Origin of the sequence: Indolivaga capnocytophagoides (assembly GCF_036511535.1) — a bacterium.
Lineage (GTDB): Bacteria > Bacteroidota > Bacteroidia > Bacteroidales > Dysgonomonadaceae > Dysgonomonas_A > Dysgonomonas_A capnocytophagoides.
This window is the reverse complement of record NZ_AP028867.1, coordinates 939,033-960,571: the sequence shown is the minus strand read 5'-3', so window position 1 is coordinate 960,571 and position 21,539 is coordinate 939,033. Positions and strand designations below refer to the sequence as shown.

16 protein-coding genes are annotated in these 21,539 nt (G+C 36.9%); 11 read left to right on the top strand and 5 right to left on the bottom strand.

Features of this window, described 5'->3' with window-relative positions; all coding sequences use genetic code 11:
* Positions 1-89 precede the first annotated feature (89 nt).
* Positions 90-1,106, bottom strand: coding sequence for a tRNA (adenosine(37)-N6)-threonylcarbamoyltransferase complex transferase subunit TsaD (gene tsaD, locus AABJ51_RS04100; protein WP_434781384.1), 1,017 nt, complete (start codon positions 1,104-1,106; stop codon positions 90-92).
* A 292-nt stretch (positions 1,107-1,398) separates the two neighbouring features.
* Here tsaD and gldB point away from each other — a divergent pair, with 292 nt between their 5' ends.
* From gldB to AABJ51_RS04055, 9 genes are all read left to right on the top strand, one after another.
* A complete protein-coding gene (gene gldB, locus AABJ51_RS04095; protein WP_338374503.1) occupies positions 1,399-2,421 on the top strand; it encodes a gliding motility lipoprotein GldB in 1,023 nt (340 codons plus the stop codon).
* A gap of 134 nt (positions 2,422-2,555) precedes the next feature.
* Complete coding sequence (dnaB, locus tag AABJ51_RS04090) at positions 2,556-4,076, top strand: replicative DNA helicase (protein ID WP_338374502.1); 1,521 nt, start codon at positions 2,556-2,558, stop codon at positions 4,074-4,076.
* Between the two features lie 254 nt (positions 4,077-4,330).
* Entirely contained in the window at positions 4,331-4,795 is a 465-nt protein-coding gene (locus AABJ51_RS04085; RefSeq protein ID WP_185095077.1) for an arginine repressor, read from the top strand.
* A 29-nt stretch (positions 4,796-4,824) separates the two neighbouring features.
* Positions 4,825-5,460 carry a GNAT family N-acetyltransferase gene (locus AABJ51_RS04080; protein ID WP_185095076.1) on the top strand — a complete coding sequence of 212 codons (636 nt, stop codon included), beginning with the start codon at positions 4,825-4,827 and terminating at the stop codon, positions 5,458-5,460.
* A 71-nt stretch (positions 5,461-5,531) separates the two neighbouring features.
* Positions 5,532-6,731 carry an argininosuccinate synthase gene (locus tag AABJ51_RS04075; protein ID WP_338374500.1) on the top strand — a complete coding sequence of 400 codons (1,200 nt, stop codon included), beginning with the start codon at positions 5,532-5,534 and terminating at the stop codon, positions 6,729-6,731.
* A gap of 72 nt (positions 6,732-6,803) precedes the next feature.
* On the top strand, positions 6,804-7,772 hold the full coding sequence (argC, locus tag AABJ51_RS04070) for an N-acetyl-gamma-glutamyl-phosphate reductase (protein WP_026625200.1): 969 nt from the start codon (positions 6,804-6,806) through the stop codon (positions 7,770-7,772).
* 115 nt (positions 7,773-7,887) lie between these two features.
* On the top strand, positions 7,888-9,243 hold the full coding sequence (locus AABJ51_RS04065) for a MutS-related protein (RefSeq protein ID WP_321577244.1): 1,356 nt from the start codon (positions 7,888-7,890) through the stop codon (positions 9,241-9,243).
* Positions 9,244-9,427: 184 nt separating this feature from the next.
* Positions 9,428-10,549, top strand: a complete 1,122-nt coding sequence (locus tag AABJ51_RS04060) for an aspartate aminotransferase family protein (protein WP_338374499.1) — start codon at positions 9,428-9,430, stop codon at positions 10,547-10,549.
* Positions 10,550-10,651: 102 nt separating this feature from the next.
* Positions 10,652-11,938 (top strand): solute carrier family 23 protein, encoded by a 1,287-nt coding sequence (locus tag AABJ51_RS04055; RefSeq protein ID WP_026625197.1) that lies wholly within the window; start codon positions 10,652-10,654, stop codon positions 11,936-11,938.
* 31 nt (positions 11,939-11,969) lie between these two features.
* Here AABJ51_RS04055 and AABJ51_RS04050 read toward each other — a convergent pair whose 3' ends face one another.
* Positions 11,970-12,326 carry a cupin domain-containing protein gene (locus AABJ51_RS04050; RefSeq protein WP_338374498.1) on the bottom strand — a complete coding sequence of 119 codons (357 nt, stop codon included), beginning with the start codon at positions 12,324-12,326 and terminating at the stop codon, positions 11,970-11,972.
* A 132-nt stretch (positions 12,327-12,458) separates the two neighbouring features.
* Here AABJ51_RS04050 and AABJ51_RS04045 point away from each other — a divergent pair, with 132 nt between their 5' ends.
* Both AABJ51_RS04045 and purL read left to right on the top strand, forming a co-directional pair.
* Entirely contained in the window at positions 12,459-12,773 is a 315-nt protein-coding gene (locus AABJ51_RS04045; RefSeq protein WP_035331002.1) for a hypothetical protein, read from the top strand.
* Between the two features lie 249 nt (positions 12,774-13,022).
* Complete coding sequence (gene purL / locus AABJ51_RS04040; RefSeq protein ID WP_338374497.1) at positions 13,023-16,709, top strand: phosphoribosylformylglycinamidine synthase; 3,687 nt, start codon at positions 13,023-13,025, stop codon at positions 16,707-16,709.
* Positions 16,710-16,786: 77 nt separating this feature from the next.
* Here purL and AABJ51_RS04035 read toward each other — a convergent pair whose 3' ends face one another.
* The 3 genes from AABJ51_RS04035 to AABJ51_RS04025 all read right to left on the bottom strand — a co-directional run bounded on the left by AABJ51_RS04035 (position 16,787) and on the right by AABJ51_RS04025 (position 21,103).
* Positions 16,787-18,136 (bottom strand): DUF4026 domain-containing protein, encoded by a 1,350-nt coding sequence (locus tag AABJ51_RS04035; RefSeq protein WP_338374496.1) that lies wholly within the window; start codon positions 18,134-18,136, stop codon positions 16,787-16,789.
* An 88-nt stretch (positions 18,137-18,224) separates the two neighbouring features.
* A complete protein-coding gene (locus AABJ51_RS04030) occupies positions 18,225-19,253 on the bottom strand; it encodes a 2-oxoacid:ferredoxin oxidoreductase subunit beta (protein ID WP_338374495.1) in 1,029 nt (342 codons plus the stop codon).
* Positions 19,254-19,258: 5 nt separating this feature from the next.
* Positions 19,259-21,103, bottom strand: a complete 1,845-nt coding sequence (locus tag AABJ51_RS04025; RefSeq protein WP_338374494.1) for a 2-oxoacid:acceptor oxidoreductase subunit alpha — start codon at positions 21,101-21,103, stop codon at positions 19,259-19,261.
* Positions 21,104-21,539: the final 436 nt, after the last annotated feature.

The window sequence follows — 21,539 nt, the reverse complement described above, 5'->3', positions numbered from 1 at the left end:
ACCTAATGTGTTGTTCTTAAAAAATATACAGGAGATAAATGTGTATTATCTTCTGTACATTTATAAACTAAAAATATCGCAATTTATTGTTACACTGTAACTCTTGCAAAAGGAGCAGCGTCCATTTCGCAAAACTCTTTATCCAGATATTTATAATACCCGCTAATAGCAACCATGGCAGCGTTATCTGTAGTGTATCCGAATTTAGGAATATGGATTTTCCATCCATATTTGACTGAGTGCTCTTCAAAAGCATCCCTTAAGCCTGAATTCGCAGAAACTCCTCCGGCCACAGCTACCTCTTTGATGTTTAAATCTTTAGATGCCTTTCGCAATTTATCCATCAAAATGTCTATAATTGTTTTTTGCAATGATGCACACAAGTCTTCTTTATTCTTTTCTATAAAATCCGGATCATTCTTCAATTCATCTCTTAAAAAATACAAGAAAGACGTTTTTAATCCGCTAAAACTATAATCATATCCTGCAATATGTGGCTTATTAAATCTAAACCGGTTAGAATTTCCCTGATTCGCAAGCTTATTTACAATAGGACCTCCGGGATATCCCAATCCCATTACTTTTGCACATTTATCAAAAGCTTCTCCGGCTGCATCGTCAATGGTCTGTCCGATGATCTCCATATCCTTATGTGATTTTACAACTATAATTTGCGAATTACCACCCGAAACAAGTAAGCATAAAAAAGGAAAATCCGGTTGATTCTGATCTTCTTTATCCTCTTTGATGAAATGTGCTAAAACATGCGCCTGAAGATGGTTTATATCCATCATCGGTATATTTAATGATGCTGCAAGACCTTTGGCAAAAGAGGTTCCCACTAGTAATGATCCCATAAGACCTGGCCCTCGAGTGAAAGCTATTGCAGTTATTTCTTCTTTTGACACACCCGCTTTTTTTAAAGCTTCATCCACTACCGGGATTATATTTTGCTGATGAGCACGTGATGCTAACTCCGGAACCACTCCTCCATAACTTTCGTGGACTTTTTGGCTGGAAATTATATTGGACAATAGAACTTCATCCCTGATAACAGCTGCTGCTGTATCGTCGCAAGATGATTCTATTCCTAAAATTGTAATCATAATTGTATATCTTAATACTAAGACAGTATCAATATCCAAAAGGATTATAACTACCTGTCTGAATTATATTTAGTTTGTTTTCGAAATTGATCTAAGACCAAAAAACTCACAAATTTAGATGTTTATTTCAAGAACTCAAAAGAATGAGTGTATCGAAAAAATCAATAAGATACCGATTTAACATTGATAAAATTTTTGATGGCATGAAAAAGAATTATTGAACGATACAGTGTTTAAGAAATTTAATTACTTTTGACTTTAATATTCTTTCTGACTTTTATCATAAACATATATGAAATATGCAATTAGTTTCATCTTCATTTTCATCACATTATCATCATTCAATAGTTGCGCAGGTAACACTGAAAAGCCGTATAATAAGACATATGTACAAGATCAAAGCATTTTAAAAATACAGCGTTTTGACAAAGATTTTCATAGTTATCTTGCTAATCCTACAGAGGAGCAATATACAATCTTAAGAACTAAGTACCCTAATTTTCTGAAGGCCTTTGGTGTTGTTACGGTCAACCTGCAAGATAAAGAATTAGATAATCCTGTTCTTTTTAAGCAATTAATAGAGCCTTATTTTTCTAATACAGCTTTATCTAAAATATATGCTGATGCTTTAACTCTTTTTTCTGATTTATCTACATATGAATTAGAATTAACGAAAGCTAATGATTTAATAAAGACATATTTTAAAGGAAAAGAGTTACCCGGATTATCGATCCATGTGTCTGGATTTAAAGCAAACACAATAGTATTAGATAGTATTATTTCAGTATCCACGGATAAGTACTTGGGTAAAGACTATTCAGGATATAAGCCTTTCTTTGAGTCTTACCAAACTATCCAGATGCAGCCGAAGTATATTGTACGCGATTTTCTGAAAGCATGGCTGATGTCAGAATTCAGAGAAACAAATCAACGAAAGGATCTTCTTTCAGAAATGATATATCAAGGAAAAATACTTTATGCACTTAATGAATTGTTGCCTGAATGGGATGAATCTGATATATTAGGTTATACAGAACAGCAACAAGAATGGTGTGAAGAACATGCAAAGGACATCTGGAAAATGACTATTGATCATAATTATCTGTTCAACAGTGATTCTCAAGTCATTCAAAAATATATGGAAGATGCACCATATACAGCAATTATATCTACTGAATCTCCCGGACGAGTTGGTTTATGGTTGGGATTACAGATAATTAAAAACTATGCGAAGAACACAGGACATGATTTGCAATCGATATTATTAGAGAATAATAATCAGCTTTTATTAAAGTCCGCAAAATATAATCCATAAAAATGAAACCGTCCTCAATAATTGATGGCGGTTTTTATTTTTCTTGTTAGCAATTGTTCATTTCGTGTCAATAACTTTACTTTTGAGACTGACATATTTGAATTATCTTTGAAGTAGCAAAACGTGAAAGAGAAATGGATAATAAAAAGGGTCAACGTTACAATAATAAAGGGCGTGGCAAAGAAAATAATCAGCCGTTATCAGAAATAGGGCGGATTCAACCACAGGCAAGAGAGCTTGAAGAAGCTGTTCTGGGTGCTCTGATGCTAGAAAAGGATGCATACTCTCAGGTAAGTGATATCCTTAAGCCCGACAGTTTTTATGATGATATTCATAAAATTGTTTATAGAGCAGTTGTGGCCTTAGCCTCTAAACAGGCTCCAGTAGATATGCTCACTGTCGTAGAAGAATTACGCAAGACAGGAGAACTTGATGCTGTCGGAGGTCCGATGTATATTGCACAGTTAACCGAAAAAGTAGCTTCTGCGGCACATATTGAGTTTCATGCGCGAATTATAGCTCAAAAATATCTGGCTCGTGAGCTCATTGGTTTTTCATCGGATATAACCAATAAAGCATTCGATGAAACATCAGATGTTGACGATTTAATGCAGGAAGCCGAAAGTAAGCTATTTGAAATATCTCAGGGCAATGTAAAGAAGGATGTAACGCAGATAAATCCGGTTATTAAAGAAGCTTTAAACTTACTTGAAATAGCAGCAAATCGCCCGGAAGGTTTAAGTGGACTGCAAACCGGGTTTAATAATCTGGATAAAATAACTTCAGGCTGGCAAAATTCCGACCTTGTGATTATTGCAGCTCGTCCGGCGATGGGGAAAACAGCTTTTGTCCTTTCCATGGCTAAAAATATGGCTGTAACCTATAATTATCCTGTAGCTTTGTTTTCTCTCGAGATGTCCAATGTTCAGCTTGTTAATCGTTTGATTGTAAATACGTGTGAAATTCCCGGTGAAAAAATCAAAAACGGACAACTAGCCCCTTACGAATGGGAGCAGCTCGATTTTAAGATAAAAGAATTATATGATGCTCCGTTGTTTGTTGATGATACTCCCAGTTTATCAGTCTTTGAATTAAGGACAAAAGCCAGACGACTATCTCGGGAACATGGTATCAAAATGATAATTATTGACTACCTACAGTTGATGAATGCCAGTGGAATGAACTATGGTAGCCGTGAACAGGAAGTTAGTATGATCTCCCGTTCATTAAAAGGATTAGCTAAAGAGTTGAACATTCCCATTATAGCCTTGTCTCAGTTGAATCGTGGAGTTGAAGGACGTACAGGAGCAGAAGGTAAGCGTCCGCAGTTGTCTGACCTTCGTGAATCCGGAGCCATTGAACAGGATGCCGATATGGTATGCTTTATTCACCGTCCGGAGTATTACAAAATATTGGAAGATGAAAAAGGTAACTCTCTAGTTGGACTTGCCGAAATTATTATCGCTAAACACCGTAATGGTGCTACAGCAGATGTTTTACTAAGATTTAAAAGCGAATTTGCACGTTTTCAGAATATTGAAGACGAATATAATAATGACTCTCAATTTGGGTCACGCATGAACTCATCACCTCAGATCGAGGCTTCAAATAATAATTTCCCTCCGATTGGCGGAAACGATGTTGTTCCCTTCTAACCTCACTTTATTTATAGAGAGGTTAATCTGATAGATAAATCAACATAAAAGGAGATGTGTAATATTACACATCTCCTTTTATGTTGATTATAATTATAATACAGAAGAATAAAGATCATTCAAAATGGATTAATTTTCAGATCTCATAAAGAGTATGTAAAATTATTGTAAATATTCATTTTTTTAATTGAAAAACATAGTTTATACATTTTTTATGTATAAATTTGCATCAATATTGTATAATTATTCAGGACATGAGTAAAAAAAACAGACACAAGGCAATTAAAGACGCAATTCTTTCTACCGATGTAACCAGTCAGGATATACTCCTTAATATATTGATAAGCAAGGGATATGATGTGACTCAGGCGACACTATCCAGAGATATTAAGGAGATGAAGATCGTCAAAGCACCTACTACATCTGGAGGATATGCTTATCAATTGACGGAAAATTCGATTGATAGTCATATATTGGGAGAAAGAGGTGGTCTGTCTGCTTATGGATTTATCAGTATAGAATTTTCAGGTCACTTAGCTGTTATCAAAACTCGGCCGGGATATGCAATGGCTATTGCCGGAGAAATAGATCACAAAGCAACCCGTACTATACTCGGTACTGTAGCCGGAGATGATACAATATTATTAATACCCAAAGAAAATGTAAGTAGAGAAGATGTAATTACATCTCTATCTATGTTTATACCAAATATTCAATGATCAACAATATTTTATCGATCGATAAAAAGATGGAAACAGAACAAAAAATAGGGGTTGATGTAGATATTACTATCAACATTGCCACTGAAGAACATATCAGATATGTTCAGACGATATTGGATACAATAGAAGCTGCGGCCAAAGTCCGCGGAACTGGTATTGCTAAAAGATCGCCGGAATATGTGGAATTAAAAATGAAAGAAGGCAAAGCCATAATTGCATTGGCAGGAGATGAATTTGCCGGATTTTGTTATATAGAAACTTGGGGTAACAAACAGTTTGTTGCAAACTCGGGGTTAATTGTAGTTGACAAATTCAGAGGACATGGTTTAGCTAAAAAAATTAAGCAAATGGCTTTTGCTCTATGTAGAGCTCGCTATCCTGAGGCAAAAGTTTTTGGTCTTACATCAGGGGCTGCTGTCATGAAAATAAATACCGAATTGGGATATGTTCCCGTCACATTTGCCCAGTTAACTGATGATGAAGCATTCTGGCGTGGATGTCAAGGCTGTAAAAATCATGATGTCCTGGAACGTACTGATCGCAAATACTGCATATGCACAGCGATGCTTTACGATCCGGAGACGCACAAAGACAAGCCCATAATAAAAGAACTTGTCAAAAAAATACGAAAAGAAGAAAAGGGTCTGAGACCCTCTAAATAAACGAACAAAAGTTTAGAATATGAATCACCTTTTGTATTTTAAGCTCTTGCTCTTACAAAAAATAAACAAAGATGAAAAAGAAAGTTGTTTTAGCATTTAGCGGAGGTTTGGACACATCGTTCTGCGCCAAATACTTATCAGAAGAAAAAGGATATGATGTATATACAGCCATTGCTAATACAGGCGGTTTTTCGGAGGCCGAACTGAAAATAATAGAAGAAAAAGCTTATAAGCTGGGGGCTGTAAAGCATGTAGCTCTTGATGTAACTCAGGAGTATTACGAGAAAAGTATCAAATACATGATCTTCGGAAATGTATTACGAAATGGTACATATCCTATCTCCGTTAGTTCGGAGCGTATTTTTCAAGCTATAGCTATTATCAATTATGCAAAAGCAATAGAAGCAGATGCTGTTGCTCACGGAAGTACGGGTGCTGGAAACGATCAGGTGCGTTTTGATCTGACATTCGATGTATTAGCTCCCGGAATCGAAATTATTACTCCAACCCGAGATATGATTCTTACCCGTGAATATGAAATAGATTATCTGAAAAAGCACGGATATGAAGCAGACTTCACCAAGATGGAATATTCTATCAATAAGGGTCTCTGGGGTACAAGTATTGGTGGCAAGGAAACTCTCAAATCCAACCAGACTTTACCCGAAAGTGCGTATCCTTCTCAATTACAAAAAAATGGTTCCGAAACTTTAACTCTAGATTTTATAAACGGAGAGATAAGTGGAATAAATGGAGTAAAATATAATAATAAGATAGAAGCCATCAACAAGGTTGAAGAACTGGCATCAGCTTATGCTATAGGACGAGATATGCATATCGGTGACACTATCATTGGTATCAAAGGTCGTGTAGGTTTTGAAGCTGCTGCTCCGTTTGTTATCATTAATGCACATAAGATGTTGGAAAAGCATACTTTATCTAAATGGCAGCAATATTGGAAGGATCAGGTTGGTAACTGGTATGGAATGTTTCTTCACGAGGCTCAATATCTTGAACCTGTTATGCGTGACATTGAAGCTATGCTAGAAAGCTCTCAACGGAATGTAACGGGTAAAGTAATTGTGGAACTGAAACCGTATCATTATACCCTTGTCGGTGTAGAAAGTGATTATGACTTGATGAAAGCTGACTTTGGAGAATATGGAGAGGTTAATAAAGCATGGACATCGGATGATGCAAAAGGCTTTACGAAGATTTATTCTATTCCGAACAAAATATATCATGCGGTTCAGAAGAAAAATGGAGAATAAGGTATCAAACCTATTTGTTTATATGATAAATATCATAACATGAGTTTATTATAACTTGAAAATACAATAATGATGATAAAAGCAGGAATTATAGGTGGGGCAGGATATACTGCAGGAGAACTGATCAGACTATTGATCAATCATCCGCAAGTAGAACTTGTCTTTGTTAACAGTACCAGTAATGCCGGAAATAAGCTGACTGATGTTCATGGAGGTTTACTCGGTGAAACCGATATGCTTTTTACAGATCAACTCCCATACAATAAAATAGATGTATTGTTTTTCTGTACCGCACATGGAGATACAAAGAAGTTTCTGGAAGCAAATGAAATCCCATCAAATCTCAGATTAATAGACTTATCCACTGATTACAGAAAAGAGTCTTCGGAGCACAGTTTTGTATACGGGCTGCCGGAACTAAATAAAAACGAAATAAAGAAAGCTTCTCGAATAGCCAATCCGGGATGCTTTGCAACAGCTATTCAATTAGCTTTGCTACCATTGGCAAAAGCACAGCTTCTGAACTCGGAAGTACATGTAAATGCAATAACGGGATCAACGGGAGCAGGAGTAAAACCGGGTGCAACATCGCATTTCAGCTGGAGAGAGAACAATATATCGGTATACAAGGCATTCGAACATCAACATCTGACAGAAATAAAGCAATCGTTGCTCCATTTGCAGCATAATTTCTCGGAAGATATTAACTTTATACCCGTTAGGGGAAACTTTACAAGAGGTATTTTTGCATCTGTGTATTTAAATTTTGAAGAAAGTGTGGAATATGCCGAAAAATTGTATCTAGATTATTACAAAGAAAGTCCGTTTGTAATCGTCTCAGATAAAAATCCGGATCTCAAACAAGTAGTTAATACTAATAAATGTGTATTATATCTTGAAAAGCACGGAAATAAGCTTCTGATACTCTCTTGTATTGACAATCTCGTAAAAGGAGCATCGGGACAGGCTGTTCACAATATGAATCTGATGTTTGGTCTGAGTGAAAAAGAAGGATTAGCATTAAAAGCATCTGCTTTTTAAGGTATCAGACCAGCTTTGGTCTAAGATAAATATTATTTTAGTTTATAACAGACTTTGGCAGCTTTACTTACAGGTCTGAATCCTTAGTTCGTTTTATTTACTTAAACTATACAATATGGCATTCGAGGTTGATATACAGACAAAGAAAGATTTGGATATTTTTGCAGCAAGTCAAGATTCTAAATCTATTTTCGGGTTGTTTGACTTTACTACATGTAAGGGAGGACAGAGTAAACTTCATCAGTTTTTATCTGTTCCGCTGACAGATCTCGATGCTATAAACGATAGAAAAGATGCTATTTCTTTTTTCCAAGATCATCTGCCGATAGATCTTGATATAGATAAGGATACTCTCAGTTTTGCCGAATATTATCAGAAGCATAGAGAATATTCTTTGAGACGTCCGACTAAAATATGGCGTCCGATAAATAATCAGTTATTGAACAAGTTAAGATCAAGCGAAAATTATTTTGTCGTTGAAAAAGGTGTAAAATCTATCATTTCCATATTGCAGAAACTATACAAATTTTGCAAAGAATTAGAAGTGAAATCAGAGGGAGCATGTCCTAATCTTTTTCTGAAAAACAATGAAAAAGTATTCAGTATATTGAGTATTCCTGAAATGAAAGTCTTACTTGATATAAAAGATATAAAAGCTTATGATATAGCAGAGTATAATTACATATTCAGGTATTCGCAACAAAGAAACCTTCAATTTATTTTCGAATTAATTTATGAATATGATGCTTATCTGGCTATAGCAAAGGCTGCTCAGGAATACAAATTCTGTTATCCTGAGGTTCTTCCGCAATCAGAGAATTGTCTAAAAGCAGAAAAACTATTTCATCCTTTTGTGACTAATGCTGTATCTAATGATATTGAATTTGGAAAGGACTCGAATCTATTATTTGTAACAGGCCCGAATATGGCAGGAAAATCAACATTTCTGAAATCATTGGGTGTTGCTGTGTATTTGGCACATGCAGGCTTTCCTGTTCCCGCAAATAGTTTCAGAATGAGTCTGATATCGGGATTATGCACAACAATTAATATCTCGGATAATCTAGAATCGGGATACAGCCATTTCTATGCAGAAGTATTAAGGGTTAAGCATGTTGCTAAACGGTTGAAAACAAATAGTAATATGTTAGTGATTTTCGATGAATTATTCAGAGGCACCAATGTAAAAGATGCCTATGATGGTACTTTAGCCATTGTCTCGGCATTTGCTCAGATCAAGAGCTCATTTTTTGTAATTTCCACGCATATCGTAGAAGCTGCCGAAGAACTGAAAGTAAATGAAAATATAAGTTTCAGATGTTTTGAGATAAAAGAAGAAAATGGGCATCCTGTGTATACTTATAAACTAAAAGATGGAGTCTCGGCGGATCGCTTGGGTATGTACATCATCCGACGGGAGCGAGTTGTAGAAATGATTAATGAGGTTTTGACGAATAATAGCATGAACTAGGTTGGTTCGTCAAACAGAATAAGTATCAATTTTTTATCTATACAAAAAAGCGGTAGAGATAGTAGGATGCTCTCTATAAATTAAAAAGGATACAACAGAAGAAATGCAATTTATCTGCAACTTTTGTTACCTTTTTTAAAAATAAACAGAAAGAGGTCTAAGACCTAAATTATAAAAGCAAGATATGAAACTATTCGATGTATTTCCATTATTCGATTTAAATATCGTAAAAGGAGAAGGTTGCTATGTATATGATGATAAAGGCAACAAGTATTTGGATCTATATGGAGGTCATGCCGTTATTTCGGTTGGTCATACTCATCCTTATTATGTGGAAAAGATAACTGATCAATTAAATAAACTCGGATTTTATTCCAATTCAGTAATAAATAAATTACAACAAGAATTGGCACAGAAACTAGGAGAGCAATGCGGTTACCCCGATTACGAACTATTTTTGATCAACTCGGGAGCCGAAGCCAATGAAAATGCTATAAAGCTGGCATCTTTTCATAATGGACGAAAAAAAGTGCTTGCTTTCCGTAAAGCATTTCACGGACGTACATCTGTTACTGTAGCTGTTACCGATATACCGGCTTATAGTGCTCCGGTAAATCAATCAGGTAATACAACTTTTGCTCCGTTCAATGATATTGAGTTTGTAAAAAAAGAACTCGAAACAAAAGAATACTCATCTGTAATCATAGAAGGAATTCAAGGTGTTGCAGGCATACATATACCCCATGATGAATTTCTAAAACAACTCAGAGATATTTGTACTGAAACAGGTACAATATTGATTCTGGATGAGATACAATCAGGATACGGACGCAGCGGAAAATTCTTCGCCCATCAATATACAGGAATCGAGGCTGATCTAATAACGGTAGCAAAAGGTATAGGAAACGGTTTTCCGATGGCTGCCGTCTTAATCAATCCTATGTTTAAAGCAGTTTATGGGCAGCTAGGTACAACGTTCGGAGGAAATCATCTGGCTTGTGCGGCAGCAATAGCGGTTCTTGACATATTCAAGAAAGAGAATCTAATAGAGAACGCCAAAACGATAGGAGATTATCTGATCTCAGAATTGAAGAAATTACCTAAAGTAAAAGAAGTAAGAGGAAGAGGTCTCATTATAGGTATAGAATTAGATGAACCCATCAAAGAAAAGCGAACCAAACTTCTTTTTGAAGAAAAAATATTCACGGGTGCAACCGGTACCAATGTTTTCAGGTTATTGCCGCCGTTGTGCTTAACAAAAGATCAGGCTGACTTATTTTTGAATAAGTTTAAGCAGATATTATAGTTTATTATTCTAGAGGAAGTGCCTGTTATTGGTGCTTCCTTTTTTATGAAGACCTAAAAAAGCCTAAATTTTTACCATAAAAATAGTAATTGAGAGTAGAGTATGAGTTCATCTGACAAAATTGTTCTGGGCATTAAAGATAAGCCCAAGTTAACTCAGTGGTTTTTACTGAGTATTCAACATTTATTTGCGATGTTTGGAGCCACAGTACTGGTTCCTGCACTAACGGGTATGAGTCCGGCTGTTGCGCTTGTTTCGAGCGGATTGGGAACTCTGGCCTTTATTGTAGTAACAAGAGGGAAGGTTCCTTCTTACTTAGGATCTTCTTTTGCCTTTATCAACCCCATTATTGCGACTAAAGCCTTTGATGGGTTTGCCGGTATAATGATGGGGAGTTTTATGGTTGGTCTGGTTTATGCTATAATGGCTCTTGTTATTGCCAAAACGGGTACTAAATGGCTAATGAAATTATTGCCTCCTATTGTTGTAGGCCCAGTAATTATGGTTATCGGACTCGGACTTTCATCAGTTGCGGTAAGTATGGTTACCAACCATGATGGAGGATACGACATTAACTATGTACTGGTCGGGCTCGTAACTTTACTTATTACTATAATATTTGCGATATTCACACGAGGCTTTCTCAGTGTAGTACCTGTTTTAATGGGGATTATAGGAGGATATATTTTTGCCGTGATAATGAATATTGTCGATTTTCAGCAGGTGATAGATGCTCCTTGGTTTCAGGTTCCTCCTTTCGAAGTGCCATTCATCCATTTTACACCTCATTTTACGTGGAAAGTATTTCTATTGATGGTTCCGGTTGCCATTGTTCCTATTGCTGAACATATCGGACATCAATTGGTATTAAGTAAGGTTGTTGAAAAAGACCTGCTTGCTGATCCGGGATTAGACAGTTCGATGCTGGGAGATGGTGTCGCATCAGTTATAGCTTCTTTTATAGGAGGACCTCCAGTGACAACTTACGGCGAAAATATCGGTGTACTGGCTATAACGAAAGCTTTCAGCATTTATTTGTTTATCGGTGCAGCTATATTTGCCATTCTTTTCGGTTTTTGCGGAAAGGTTGCAGCTCTTTTATCATCCATCCCTACTCCTGTAATGGGCGGGGTATCAATTCTGCTATTCGGTATTATCGCATCAAGCGGATTACGTATGCTTGTCGAAAATAAAATAGATTTTTCCCAGAAACGTAATCTTATCATAGCGTCAGTAATACTAGTGATCGGCATCGGAGGAGCAGCAATACATGTAGGCAGCCATTTTTCACTCGAAGGTATGGCTTTAGCTTCCATTATAGGTATAGTCCTAAATCAAATTCTACCAGGAAAGGAAGTGGTTGATTTTAAAGATATGTTTGGAGAATGAAGAATAAAAAGAATAAGCTGCTCTATGCAGCTTATTCTTTTATGGTCTCATAAAAATCTTCACGGATAGGAGTAAATGTATCAATGATAATCCCACTCTCAAGACACACAACGCCATGCTCTATATTAGATTCGGCAAGAAAACCATCTCCGGCTATCAGTACTTTTGTTTCGCCATTGATCATTACTTCAAATTTTCCAGCAGCAATATAAGCCGATTGTGTATGTACATGTTTGTGTACGTATCCTATAGCTCCTTTTTCAAACATTACTTTCACGGTCATCAAATCATTAGTGTATCCTATAAACTGACGGGTCACACCTTTATCTATAGTATAAACAGGTTCTTGATTACTGATGAAAAAAGGCTTACTTGAAATCTTATCCATTGTATATTTTAGTTTTAGGTTTTAACAAAGATCGCTTTTTTCAGAATCATTCCAATAAATATTGAACACTTATATAAACTATATTACCATATTTTACGTTATTTATCATAGAACTAAAAAGCAGATAACATTATGGAAAACCTACTCAAACGATTACAGGAAGAAGCCGGATTAAGCGAAGAACAGTCTATTAAAGCGATGAAAGTAGTCAAAGACTTTATGGATAAAGAAGGAATCGAAATAGATTGGGAAAAATTCTTTAAAGAAAAGTATTCGGATCTGAAAGGGCAAGCTAAATCTCTGTTTGATACATTTTCAAAGAAGGCTCGCGAATATTCAGACAAAATAGAAGACAAAGTTGAAGATATAACTATACAAGCAAAACGCACAGCCAGAGATGTTGCTCAAAAAGCAAGCGATATTCTCGATGATGATAAAAAGAAATAAGATAGGACATCTTTCGACAGGCAAAAGAGGTTGGTAATAATTTATTATCAACCTTTTAAGTAAGAGAAAGTATTTATTGACACATTTAAAAATGATAACTGTCTGTTGCATTTATGCTTGCAAAGTCAATAAAAGGTCAGAGACCTTACTTTTTTAAGATCGAAATATCAGAATAGTCTTTATTTGTTATATTCTTTTCATTAACTTTGATCGCAGATTAGTAAAGTGATAATATATCTTAATCAAAGTATGATCTCTTTTTTCCTTAATTCAGCAAAAAACATAATTGCAGTCCAGTCCTTGTCGGTTATCGACACAGCCGATATCTCCAAATTAAAATGGCTATTCGGTGAAGCAAATCAGGTCGAATCCTCGAGTATAGAAGGATACTTTGTCGGGCCTCGTAAAGAAATGATTACTCCCTGGAGTACAAATGCCGTTGAAATCACTCAAAATATGGGTATCATCGGCATTATTCGTATAGAAGAGTTCTTTGCGGGAGATAAAGATTCTACTTATGACCCTATGTTGCAACAAATATACAATGGTCTTGGACAAGAATTGTTTACAATAAACAAAACTCCTGACCCTATCATTGAAATTGAAGATATAGCAGCTTACAATGAGAAGGAAGGTCTTGCGCTTAGTTCTGAGGAAATAGATTATCTGAATGATCTTAGTAAAAAGCTAGATCGAAAATTAACGGACAGTGAAGTGTTCGGTTTCTCTCAAGTCAATTCTGAACATTGCCGCCACAAAATATTTAACGGTACATTTATTATTGATGGAGAGGAAAAAGAAAGTACATTATTTCAGTTAATTAAGAAAACAGCGAATACCAACTTAAATAAGCTTGTATCTGCTTATAAAGACAATGTTGCTTTCAATGATGGCCCAGAAATAGAACAATTTGCTCCGGCAAGTGGAGACAAACCGGACTATTTCGAAACTAAACAAATAAAATCGGTTATTTCTCTAAAAGCCGAGACTCATAACTTTCCCACAACAGTAGAGCCATTTAATGGTGCTGCAACAGGTACCGGAGGCGAAATCCGGGACAGATTGGGTGGAGGAAAAGGTTCTTTACCTATTGCCGGTACTGCTGTTTATATGACCTCTTATCCTCGGACAAAAGAAGGTCGTGAATGGGAGCAAACAATGCCCGAAAGAGATTGGTTGTACCAAACTCCGGAAGAAATATTGATAAAAGCGTCAAATGGTGCATCTGATTTTGGAAACAAATTCGGACAGCCTCTTATTTGTGGTTCAGTCTTGACCCTTGAACACTTCGAAAACGGTAAAAAGTTTGCTTATGATAAAGTGATAATGCTTGCCGGAGGTGTCGGATTTGCCAATAAACGCGATGCTATAAAAAATGAACCGGAACCGGGAGAAAAAGTTGTTCTTTTAGGAGGTGACAACTACCGTATAGGAATGGGCGGAGGAGCTGTATCTTCAGTGGATACAGGTCAATATTCAAGCGGAATTGAATTGAACGCTGTACAGCGAGCCAACCCCGAAATGCAAAAACGTGTTTCGAATGTTATTCGTACTTTATCTGAAGGAGATAAAAACCCCATAGTATCGATACATGACCATGGTGCAGGTGGACATCTTAATTGCTTATCAGAACTTGTCGAATATACAGGAGGAAAGATAGACGTTTCACAGTTACCGGTTGGAGATCCAACCTTATCATCTAAAGAAATTGTAGGTAACGAAAGTCAGGAGAGAATGGGAATGCTTGTTCCATCCGAAACGATTGAAACTATACAAAAAATAGCCGATCGGGAACGTTCTCCGATGTATGTGGTTGGAGAAACAACCAACGATATGAAGTTTGTTTTTGAACAAGCTGATGGAAAACGACCAATTGATTTGAGCTTGGAGGATTTCTTCGGGAAAGCTCCTAAAACAATCATGACAGACAGCACTGTAGATGAATATTATGCAAATCCGGACTATAAACTGGTAAGCGTAAGAAAGCATCTGACAAATGTTCTTCAATTGGAATCTGTTGCATGTAAAGACTGGTTGACCAATAAGGTCGATCGTTCTGTAACAGGTAAAGTTGCCCGTCAACAATGTCAGGGTGAGATACAGCTTCCTTTGAGTGATTTGGGTGCTGTGGCCTTGGATTATAGAGGACGGTCGGGTATTGCTACTTCAATCGGACATGCACCACAAGTAGCAATGGTTGATTCGGAAGCCGGATCTGTTATTGCGATAGCAGAGGCTTTGACAAACATCGTCTTTGCTCCGCTGGAAGAAGGATTGAAGAGTGTATCCTTAAGCGCAAACTGGATGTGGCCCTGCCGTAATCCGGGAGAAGATGCTCGTCTTTATAATGCTGTTGAAGCATGTTCTGCTTTTGCCTGTGATCTGGGAATCAATATTCCTACCGGAAAAGATTCTTTATCAATGACTCAAAAGTACGGAGACGACAAGGTATATGCACCGGGAACAGTTATTATATCGGCAGCAGCAGAAGTTAAGAATATACGCAAGATAGTATCTCCCGTATTAGCTTATATAAAAGGAACTTATTTATATTATATAGATTTCTCTTTCGATACATTTAAGCTGGGAGGCTCGGCTCTTGCTCAAACGATGAGTAAGCTAGGCGAAGAAGTTCCGACTGTACGGGATCCCGAATACTTTAAGAATGCTTTTGGATGTGTACAAGAGCTTCTTGACCGGGGTCTGATTCTTGCCGGACATGATATATCCGATGGAGGTATGGTTACTGCAATGTTAGAAATGTGTTTTGCGAACCCTCAGGGAGGACTTGAAGCACGTCTGGATAAATTGCACAATGCTGATATCGTAAAAGTTTTGTTCTCTGAAAATCCAGGTGTATTGATTCAGGTAAAGCATCACCATTTGGTAGAAAAGATTCTGGATGATTATGGTATTGGATATGCTATTGTAGCAAGACCCACAGAAACCCGTAAACTGACAATTCAGAAAGATGAGTTCTATGAAGAATTTGATATTGATGAACTTCGCGATATATGGTACGAATCTTCTTATCTACTAGACAGAAAACAGAGTGGGGAAGACTGTGCCAAATCCCGTTTCGACAACTATAAGAATCAACCTGTACAGTACAAGATCAACCCATCATTCAGTGGACGATTATCCAATCTTGAAATTACGCCAAACCGCGAAGGCAGTTCGGGTATCAAGGCTGCGATTATCAGAGAGAAGGGGACGAACGGAGAGCGAGAGATGGCTTATACACTCTACCTTGCCGGCTTTGATGTGAAAGATGTACATATGACAGACTTAGCGTCAGGACGTGAAACACTCGAAGATATAAACCTTATTGTATTTTGTGGAGGTTTTTCCAACTCTGATGTTTTGGGATCGGCAAAAGGATGGGCAGGCAGCTTCATGTTTAATGACAAAGCTAAAAATGCTCTTGAAAAGTTCTATAAGCGTACAGATACACTCAGCCTTGGTGTTTGTAACGGCTGTCAGCTGATGATGGAATTAGAATTGGTATTTCCAAACCGTTCAGTAAAACCTCGAATGGATCATAACATTTCACACAAATTCGAATCAACATTCTTAAGTGTTGAAATACCTCAGAATAATTCGGTCATGTTTGGTTCGTTGTCTGGTAGTAAATTAGGTGTATGGGTTGCTCATGGAGAAGGACGTTTCATCTTACCCGAAGAAGAATCGGCGTACAATATTGTAGGTAAATACATCTATGATACATATCCCGGGAATCCAAACGGATCGGATTACAACACAGCTGCTGTTTGCTCGGAAGATGGTAGACATCTGGCAATTATGCCTCACCCTGAACGTGCAATATTCCCTTGGCAATGTGCATACTATCCTTTTGAGAACCGTAGGGATGATGTTACTCCATGGATGGAAGCATTTATCAATGCCCGCAAATGGATTGAGAATACATTAGCGTAAGCCCTAAATAAAAACAAAGAAAGGAAAGCTAAAATTAGCTTTCCTTTCTTTGTTTTTAAGTATAGTAACAGCAAACTTTATTTATACCCCAATTCGTAGATAGTGTCCGATGTATATGTACTTTCGGGTCCATAAATTAACCAATCGGTCAATAACTCTAAAGGATATATTTTGATATCTCCTTCATTCAGTCTTGATATCCAATAAGGTTGATTCAGTAACCGTCCTGTTATCTTATCTCCTTCAATTGACAATACGTCATACCAGAGATGTTCTTTTTCACTGCCCGATTTATCATTATCAACATGTAATCCTAATTTCACCAAGAAACGCCAAGATGATTCGGACTCTTCAGGCTTTCCCGAACCGAATATTTTCGAAAGAAAAGACTTTTTCTCTTCTTTCGGGGCGTGTGTCTTGAAAAGTTCAGTATAAAAAGCAAAGCGTTCTTTAGCAAGGCAGCTCATCCGATAGGTTTCTTCATTAGATATGTAATAAATTGGATTCTCGGCCAATGTTGCACCATATATTTCAGGAGAAGACATATTACCTTCTTGTACTGCATATAACACACCTACAGGCTCGGCATGTATATCATTATCATCTTTACGGTCGTTAAATCCACCAATAACATCATCAGCAAAGTCTTTAAGAGCCTTTTCCCAGCGTAACCAGCAAAGATCTATGCCCATACCATCATATCCGATCATGAAACGTCCTTGCTCAGCAATAGATCCGTTTAGCAGTCTTTTTGCAGCCATGTTTAACATCGTATTCATCTCTTCCGGATATTGGGTAATATCTACCATTTCCAATTCGACAGAACCACAACGATGCAATCCATGTGTATGTAACCAATAATGACGTGTTCCATCTGGTTCGTCATTATATACAGCATGTATCGTATAAAGATAATCGGGAGACGGAGGAATCATGGACTTAGCCGTCATTGCCAGCCATTGAGGAGAAAGTAATTTCAAAGACATGAAATCTACACACAGTGAAGCATCCGGTACTATGGCATTTAAAACTTTTAGCTGTAAATGAAATGATTTCAGTATATCATCACTAAAAGACATGGATACTCCAACAAAATATTTTTGCTGTGTCGCTAGTTCAATTAATTCCTGCTCTACATTATTACCGAATCTATATTCATGCAGATTGAGATTAGTGACTAAATCTAAATAAAGATTTATACTATATGTATTTTCATCGTACTCTATTTGAGCATTAAAGGCTTTTTCTCCCAAACCGAAATCTTGAATAGGAGAAAAGGCCTTCAATTTGAAATGTTTGTTACTTATTAAAGCTTTTTCTATCAAAGCAGGTTCAAAATTTACATCATGGGTAGGAATCACTGCCATTCCCGAAGATAAATTTTGCCCACCTTCTGCCAGTAAATCATATTTTTCTTGATTTGTCATATATGTTTGTTTGATTCATGAAATTTAAAAATATGAAATATATTCGAATATTCGAAATCAAGAAAACTGAAATTGAACAAAACCCGATTTACTTTACTTCCCAAACTTCACCTTTCATCAGCAAATCGTGCAATGAACGGGTCTTGTTATGAGATTGTACTTCTTTTACCTGTCTGTCTACTTCCTGGTCGTAACACAATCCTTTAACATTTCTGATAATACCTAACGCCAAAGGAAAACCATTTTTAGGATCCATCAACCCTAGTTTTTGGTGTAATGTATTGTCAGGAGTTGTAGCATCATGTACAAGAATATCTTCCATTGTATAACCATCTTGTCCGATAGTTACCACTTTCAGATTAAACCCGTCTTGAACAATCCCCTTATCCATATTGGTTCCGAAAATCATTTTCTCGCCTTGTTTCAACATAATGGTACGATCATCCCGATATGATTTATCTACAATTTCTTTGTGAATATTATCATTAAATATTACACAATTTTGCAGTATCTCCACAACAGATGTGCCCTTATGCTTTTCGGCTTCGACAAAGATATTCGATGTGTTTTTAAGATCAACATCTATACAACGGGCAAAAAACATCCCTCTTGCACCTAATGCTAGTTCTATTGGATGAAAAGGGTCTTCAACCGTACCATAAGGCGATGATTTTGAAACAAATCCTCTATCCGAGGTAGGAGAGTATTGCCCTTTGGTCAACCCATAAATTTTATTGTTCAATAATAAAATATTAATATCAACATTACGTCTTACTGCATGTATAAAATGGTTACCGCCGATAGCAAGGCTATCTCCGTCTCCTGTTGCAAGCCAAACCGATAATTCGGGTTTTGACACTTTTACGCCTGTAGCCACAGCTGCACCTCGTCCGTGGATAGTATGAAAACCATAAGTATTCATATAATAAGGAAGACGAGAGGAGCATCCGATCCCCGATATAACCGCAACCTGATGTGGTTCCAATTGCAATACAGCCATTGCTTTATGCAGGCAGGTAAGTATAGCATGATCTCCGCACCCGGGACACCAACGTACATACTGATCACTTTTATAATCTCTTGTTTCGTGAGGAGCTTGTTTTAATATTGTATCCATGTTTATTATTCAATCTCTTTAGTGAAAAACTCAACCAAATCACTTACTTCAAAAGGCTGTCCATTCACAACATTATATTTTGAGATAGGTAGGTTTGAAAACTGTTCAGCAAGGTATCCGGCAAATTGTCCGTTATTTTGCTCTGCTACAATTATCTTCTTATATTTTCGTAGAATAGTCTCGGTATTCTTAGGCAACGGACTAATAAAACAGAAATGAGATAACGCAATCTTTTTTCCATCTCTGTTCATCAACTCTACAGCTTCACGCAAATGCCCGTATGTTCCACCCCAACCAACAACCAGAGTTTCGGACGATTCATCCCCCAAAACAATTTGTTCGGGAATAAAGTCCGCTATTTTTGCAATCTTGTTTTTCCTTGTATCAACCATCTTCTGGTGATTATCCGGATCTGTTGAGATTGCTCCCGTATTGTAATCTCTTTCGAGTCCACCTATTCGATGAGTAAAACCTGCAGTGCCGGCAGCTGCCCAATATCTGGCATAAGTGTTTTCGTCACGTGCAGCGACATTCCATTCATTACCTTTATATTGGTCGATAGTATGAGGCTTTATTGAGGGATAATTCTTCAAATCGGGAATTTTCCAAGCCGAAGCTCCATTTGCTATATAGCTATCGGTGAGCAATATAACCGGAGTTATATGTTCTAATGCTATTTTTGAAGACCAATATGCAGAATCAAAACAATTAGTAGGACTAGTTGCCGCAACCACAACAATAGGGCTTTCACCATTTCTTCCGTACAATGCCTGACGAAGATCGGTCTGTTCTGTTTTTGTTGGTAATCCTGTTGATGGACCCCCTCTCTGAACATCTACTATAACCAATGGCAATTCGGCCATAACAGCCAAGCCTATAGCTTCACCTTTAAGAGCCAAGCCCGGTCCTGATGTAGAAGTAACAGCCAGGTCTCCCGCAAAACTTGCACCTATAGCAGTACAAACGCCAGCAATTTCATCTTCGGCTTGTACAACTTTAACGCCTAATTCTTTGCGCTTAACCAATTCATGAAGAATATCTGTAGCCGGAGTTATAGGATAGGAGCCTAAGAATAATTGCAGATTAGCCTTCTCCGCTGCTGCAATGAGTCCGTATGCTGTTGCGGTATTTCCATTTACATCCATATAAAACCCTTTCTCCATATTCAGAGATTCTATTCTATAAGATGTGACTGTCATATCACGGTTTTGTCCATAATTATAGCCATTCGCTAAAACCGTAAGATTAGCTTGTGCCAATAACGGTTTTTTCGAAAACTTGGTAGATAGCATTCCGTTTACAACATCAATGGGCTTGTTGAATAACCAGCAGACAAGTCCCAAAGCAAACATGTTCTTGCAACGGATCTTGCTTTTCATGTCCAAATCAAAATCAGCCAGACTATCTTTAGTTAAAGAAGAAATAGGTACTGCTACAATTTGCTGTGTAGTTAGGTTCAATTCAACAAAAGGAGTATCTGTCTTGAATTCCGCTTTTTCCAGATCCCTTTTTGTAAAAGAGTCGGTATCTATCAAAATGACAGAATTACTCTTCACATGTTTAGCATTGACTTTCAACGCAGCAGGGTTCATGGCAATTAAAACATCCGTATTTCCACCTGAATTATAAACGCTTTTACCTATCTGCATCTGGAAGCCCGACACTCCGCTTAATGTACCTTGTGGAGCTCTGATTTCGGCCGGAAAGTCGGGAAATGTAGCTATTTGGTTTCCAAGTATTGCAGATAAACTTGAAAATAATGTTCCGGATAACTGCATTCCATCGCCGGAATCTCCGGAAAATCGGATGACAATATCCTGAACATCTTTTATTTGCACCTGATCTGACATGAGTTTTTTAGTTTTATTATTTTATAAGACAAAGAAAAGAAAGAAGGCTCGATTTAACAAGTATTTCAACAAGATTATCTACGAAATCAATGATTTAAAGTGACTACCTGTTTCATATTGCTAAAGAGTTGTTTAGTCAACCAGAAAATATTTGATTTTCTGACTTTTTTCAAAGAATAAAAAGGTAACAAAAGTATCTATAAAACTACATTGCTTACGGTGACACTTTTTCTCTTTTATCCCACGATGAAGGGATTTTCAGACAAAAGCTAAATCCTATGTAAAGATTGGATTATTGAAAAAGGTTACAAAAGTAACATCATAATTACAGTATTTATTAAGCCTCCTTTTTTCCTTATATCACACCCCATCCAAATAGAATCCACTTTGCTTAACCTTTCTTTAGGTATAGATAATTTTTCATCCCTTTGATTTA

Coding starts and splice junctions, on each gene's coding strand:
- tsaD (WP_434781384.1), bottom strand. CDS start 1,106: ATGATTACAATTTTAGGAATAGAATCATCTTGCGACGATACAGCAGCA.
- gldB (WP_338374503.1), top strand. CDS start 1,399: ATGAAATATGCAATTAGTTTCATCTTCATTTTCATCACATTATCATCA.
- dnaB (WP_338374502.1), top strand. CDS start 2,556: ATGGATAATAAAAAGGGTCAACGTTACAATAATAAAGGGCGTGGCAAA.
- AABJ51_RS04085 (WP_185095077.1), top strand. CDS start 4,331: ATGAGTAAAAAAAACAGACACAAGGCAATTAAAGACGCAATTCTTTCT.
- AABJ51_RS04080 (WP_185095076.1), top strand. CDS start 4,825: ATGGAAACAGAACAAAAAATAGGGGTTGATGTAGATATTACTATCAAC.
- AABJ51_RS04075 (WP_338374500.1), top strand. CDS start 5,532: ATGAAAAAGAAAGTTGTTTTAGCATTTAGCGGAGGTTTGGACACATCG.
- argC (WP_026625200.1), top strand. CDS start 6,804: ATGATAAAAGCAGGAATTATAGGTGGGGCAGGATATACTGCAGGAGAA.
- AABJ51_RS04065 (WP_321577244.1), top strand. CDS start 7,888: ATGGCATTCGAGGTTGATATACAGACAAAGAAAGATTTGGATATTTTT.
- AABJ51_RS04060 (WP_338374499.1), top strand. CDS start 9,428: ATGAAACTATTCGATGTATTTCCATTATTCGATTTAAATATCGTAAAA.
- AABJ51_RS04055 (WP_026625197.1), top strand. CDS start 10,652: ATGAGTTCATCTGACAAAATTGTTCTGGGCATTAAAGATAAGCCCAAG.
- AABJ51_RS04050 (WP_338374498.1), bottom strand. CDS start 12,326: ATGGATAAGATTTCAAGTAAGCCTTTTTTCATCAGTAATCAAGAACCT.
- AABJ51_RS04045 (WP_035331002.1), top strand. CDS start 12,459: ATGGAAAACCTACTCAAACGATTACAGGAAGAAGCCGGATTAAGCGAA.
- purL (WP_338374497.1), top strand. CDS start 13,023: ATGATCTCTTTTTTCCTTAATTCAGCAAAAAACATAATTGCAGTCCAG.
- AABJ51_RS04035 (WP_338374496.1), bottom strand. CDS start 18,136: ATGACAAATCAAGAAAAATATGATTTACTGGCAGAAGGTGGGCAAAAT.
- AABJ51_RS04030 (WP_338374495.1), bottom strand. CDS start 19,253: ATGGATACAATATTAAAACAAGCTCCTCACGAAACAAGAGATTATAAA.
- AABJ51_RS04025 (WP_338374494.1), bottom strand. CDS start 21,103: ATGTCAGATCAGGTGCAAATAAAAGATGTTCAGGATATTGTCATCCGA.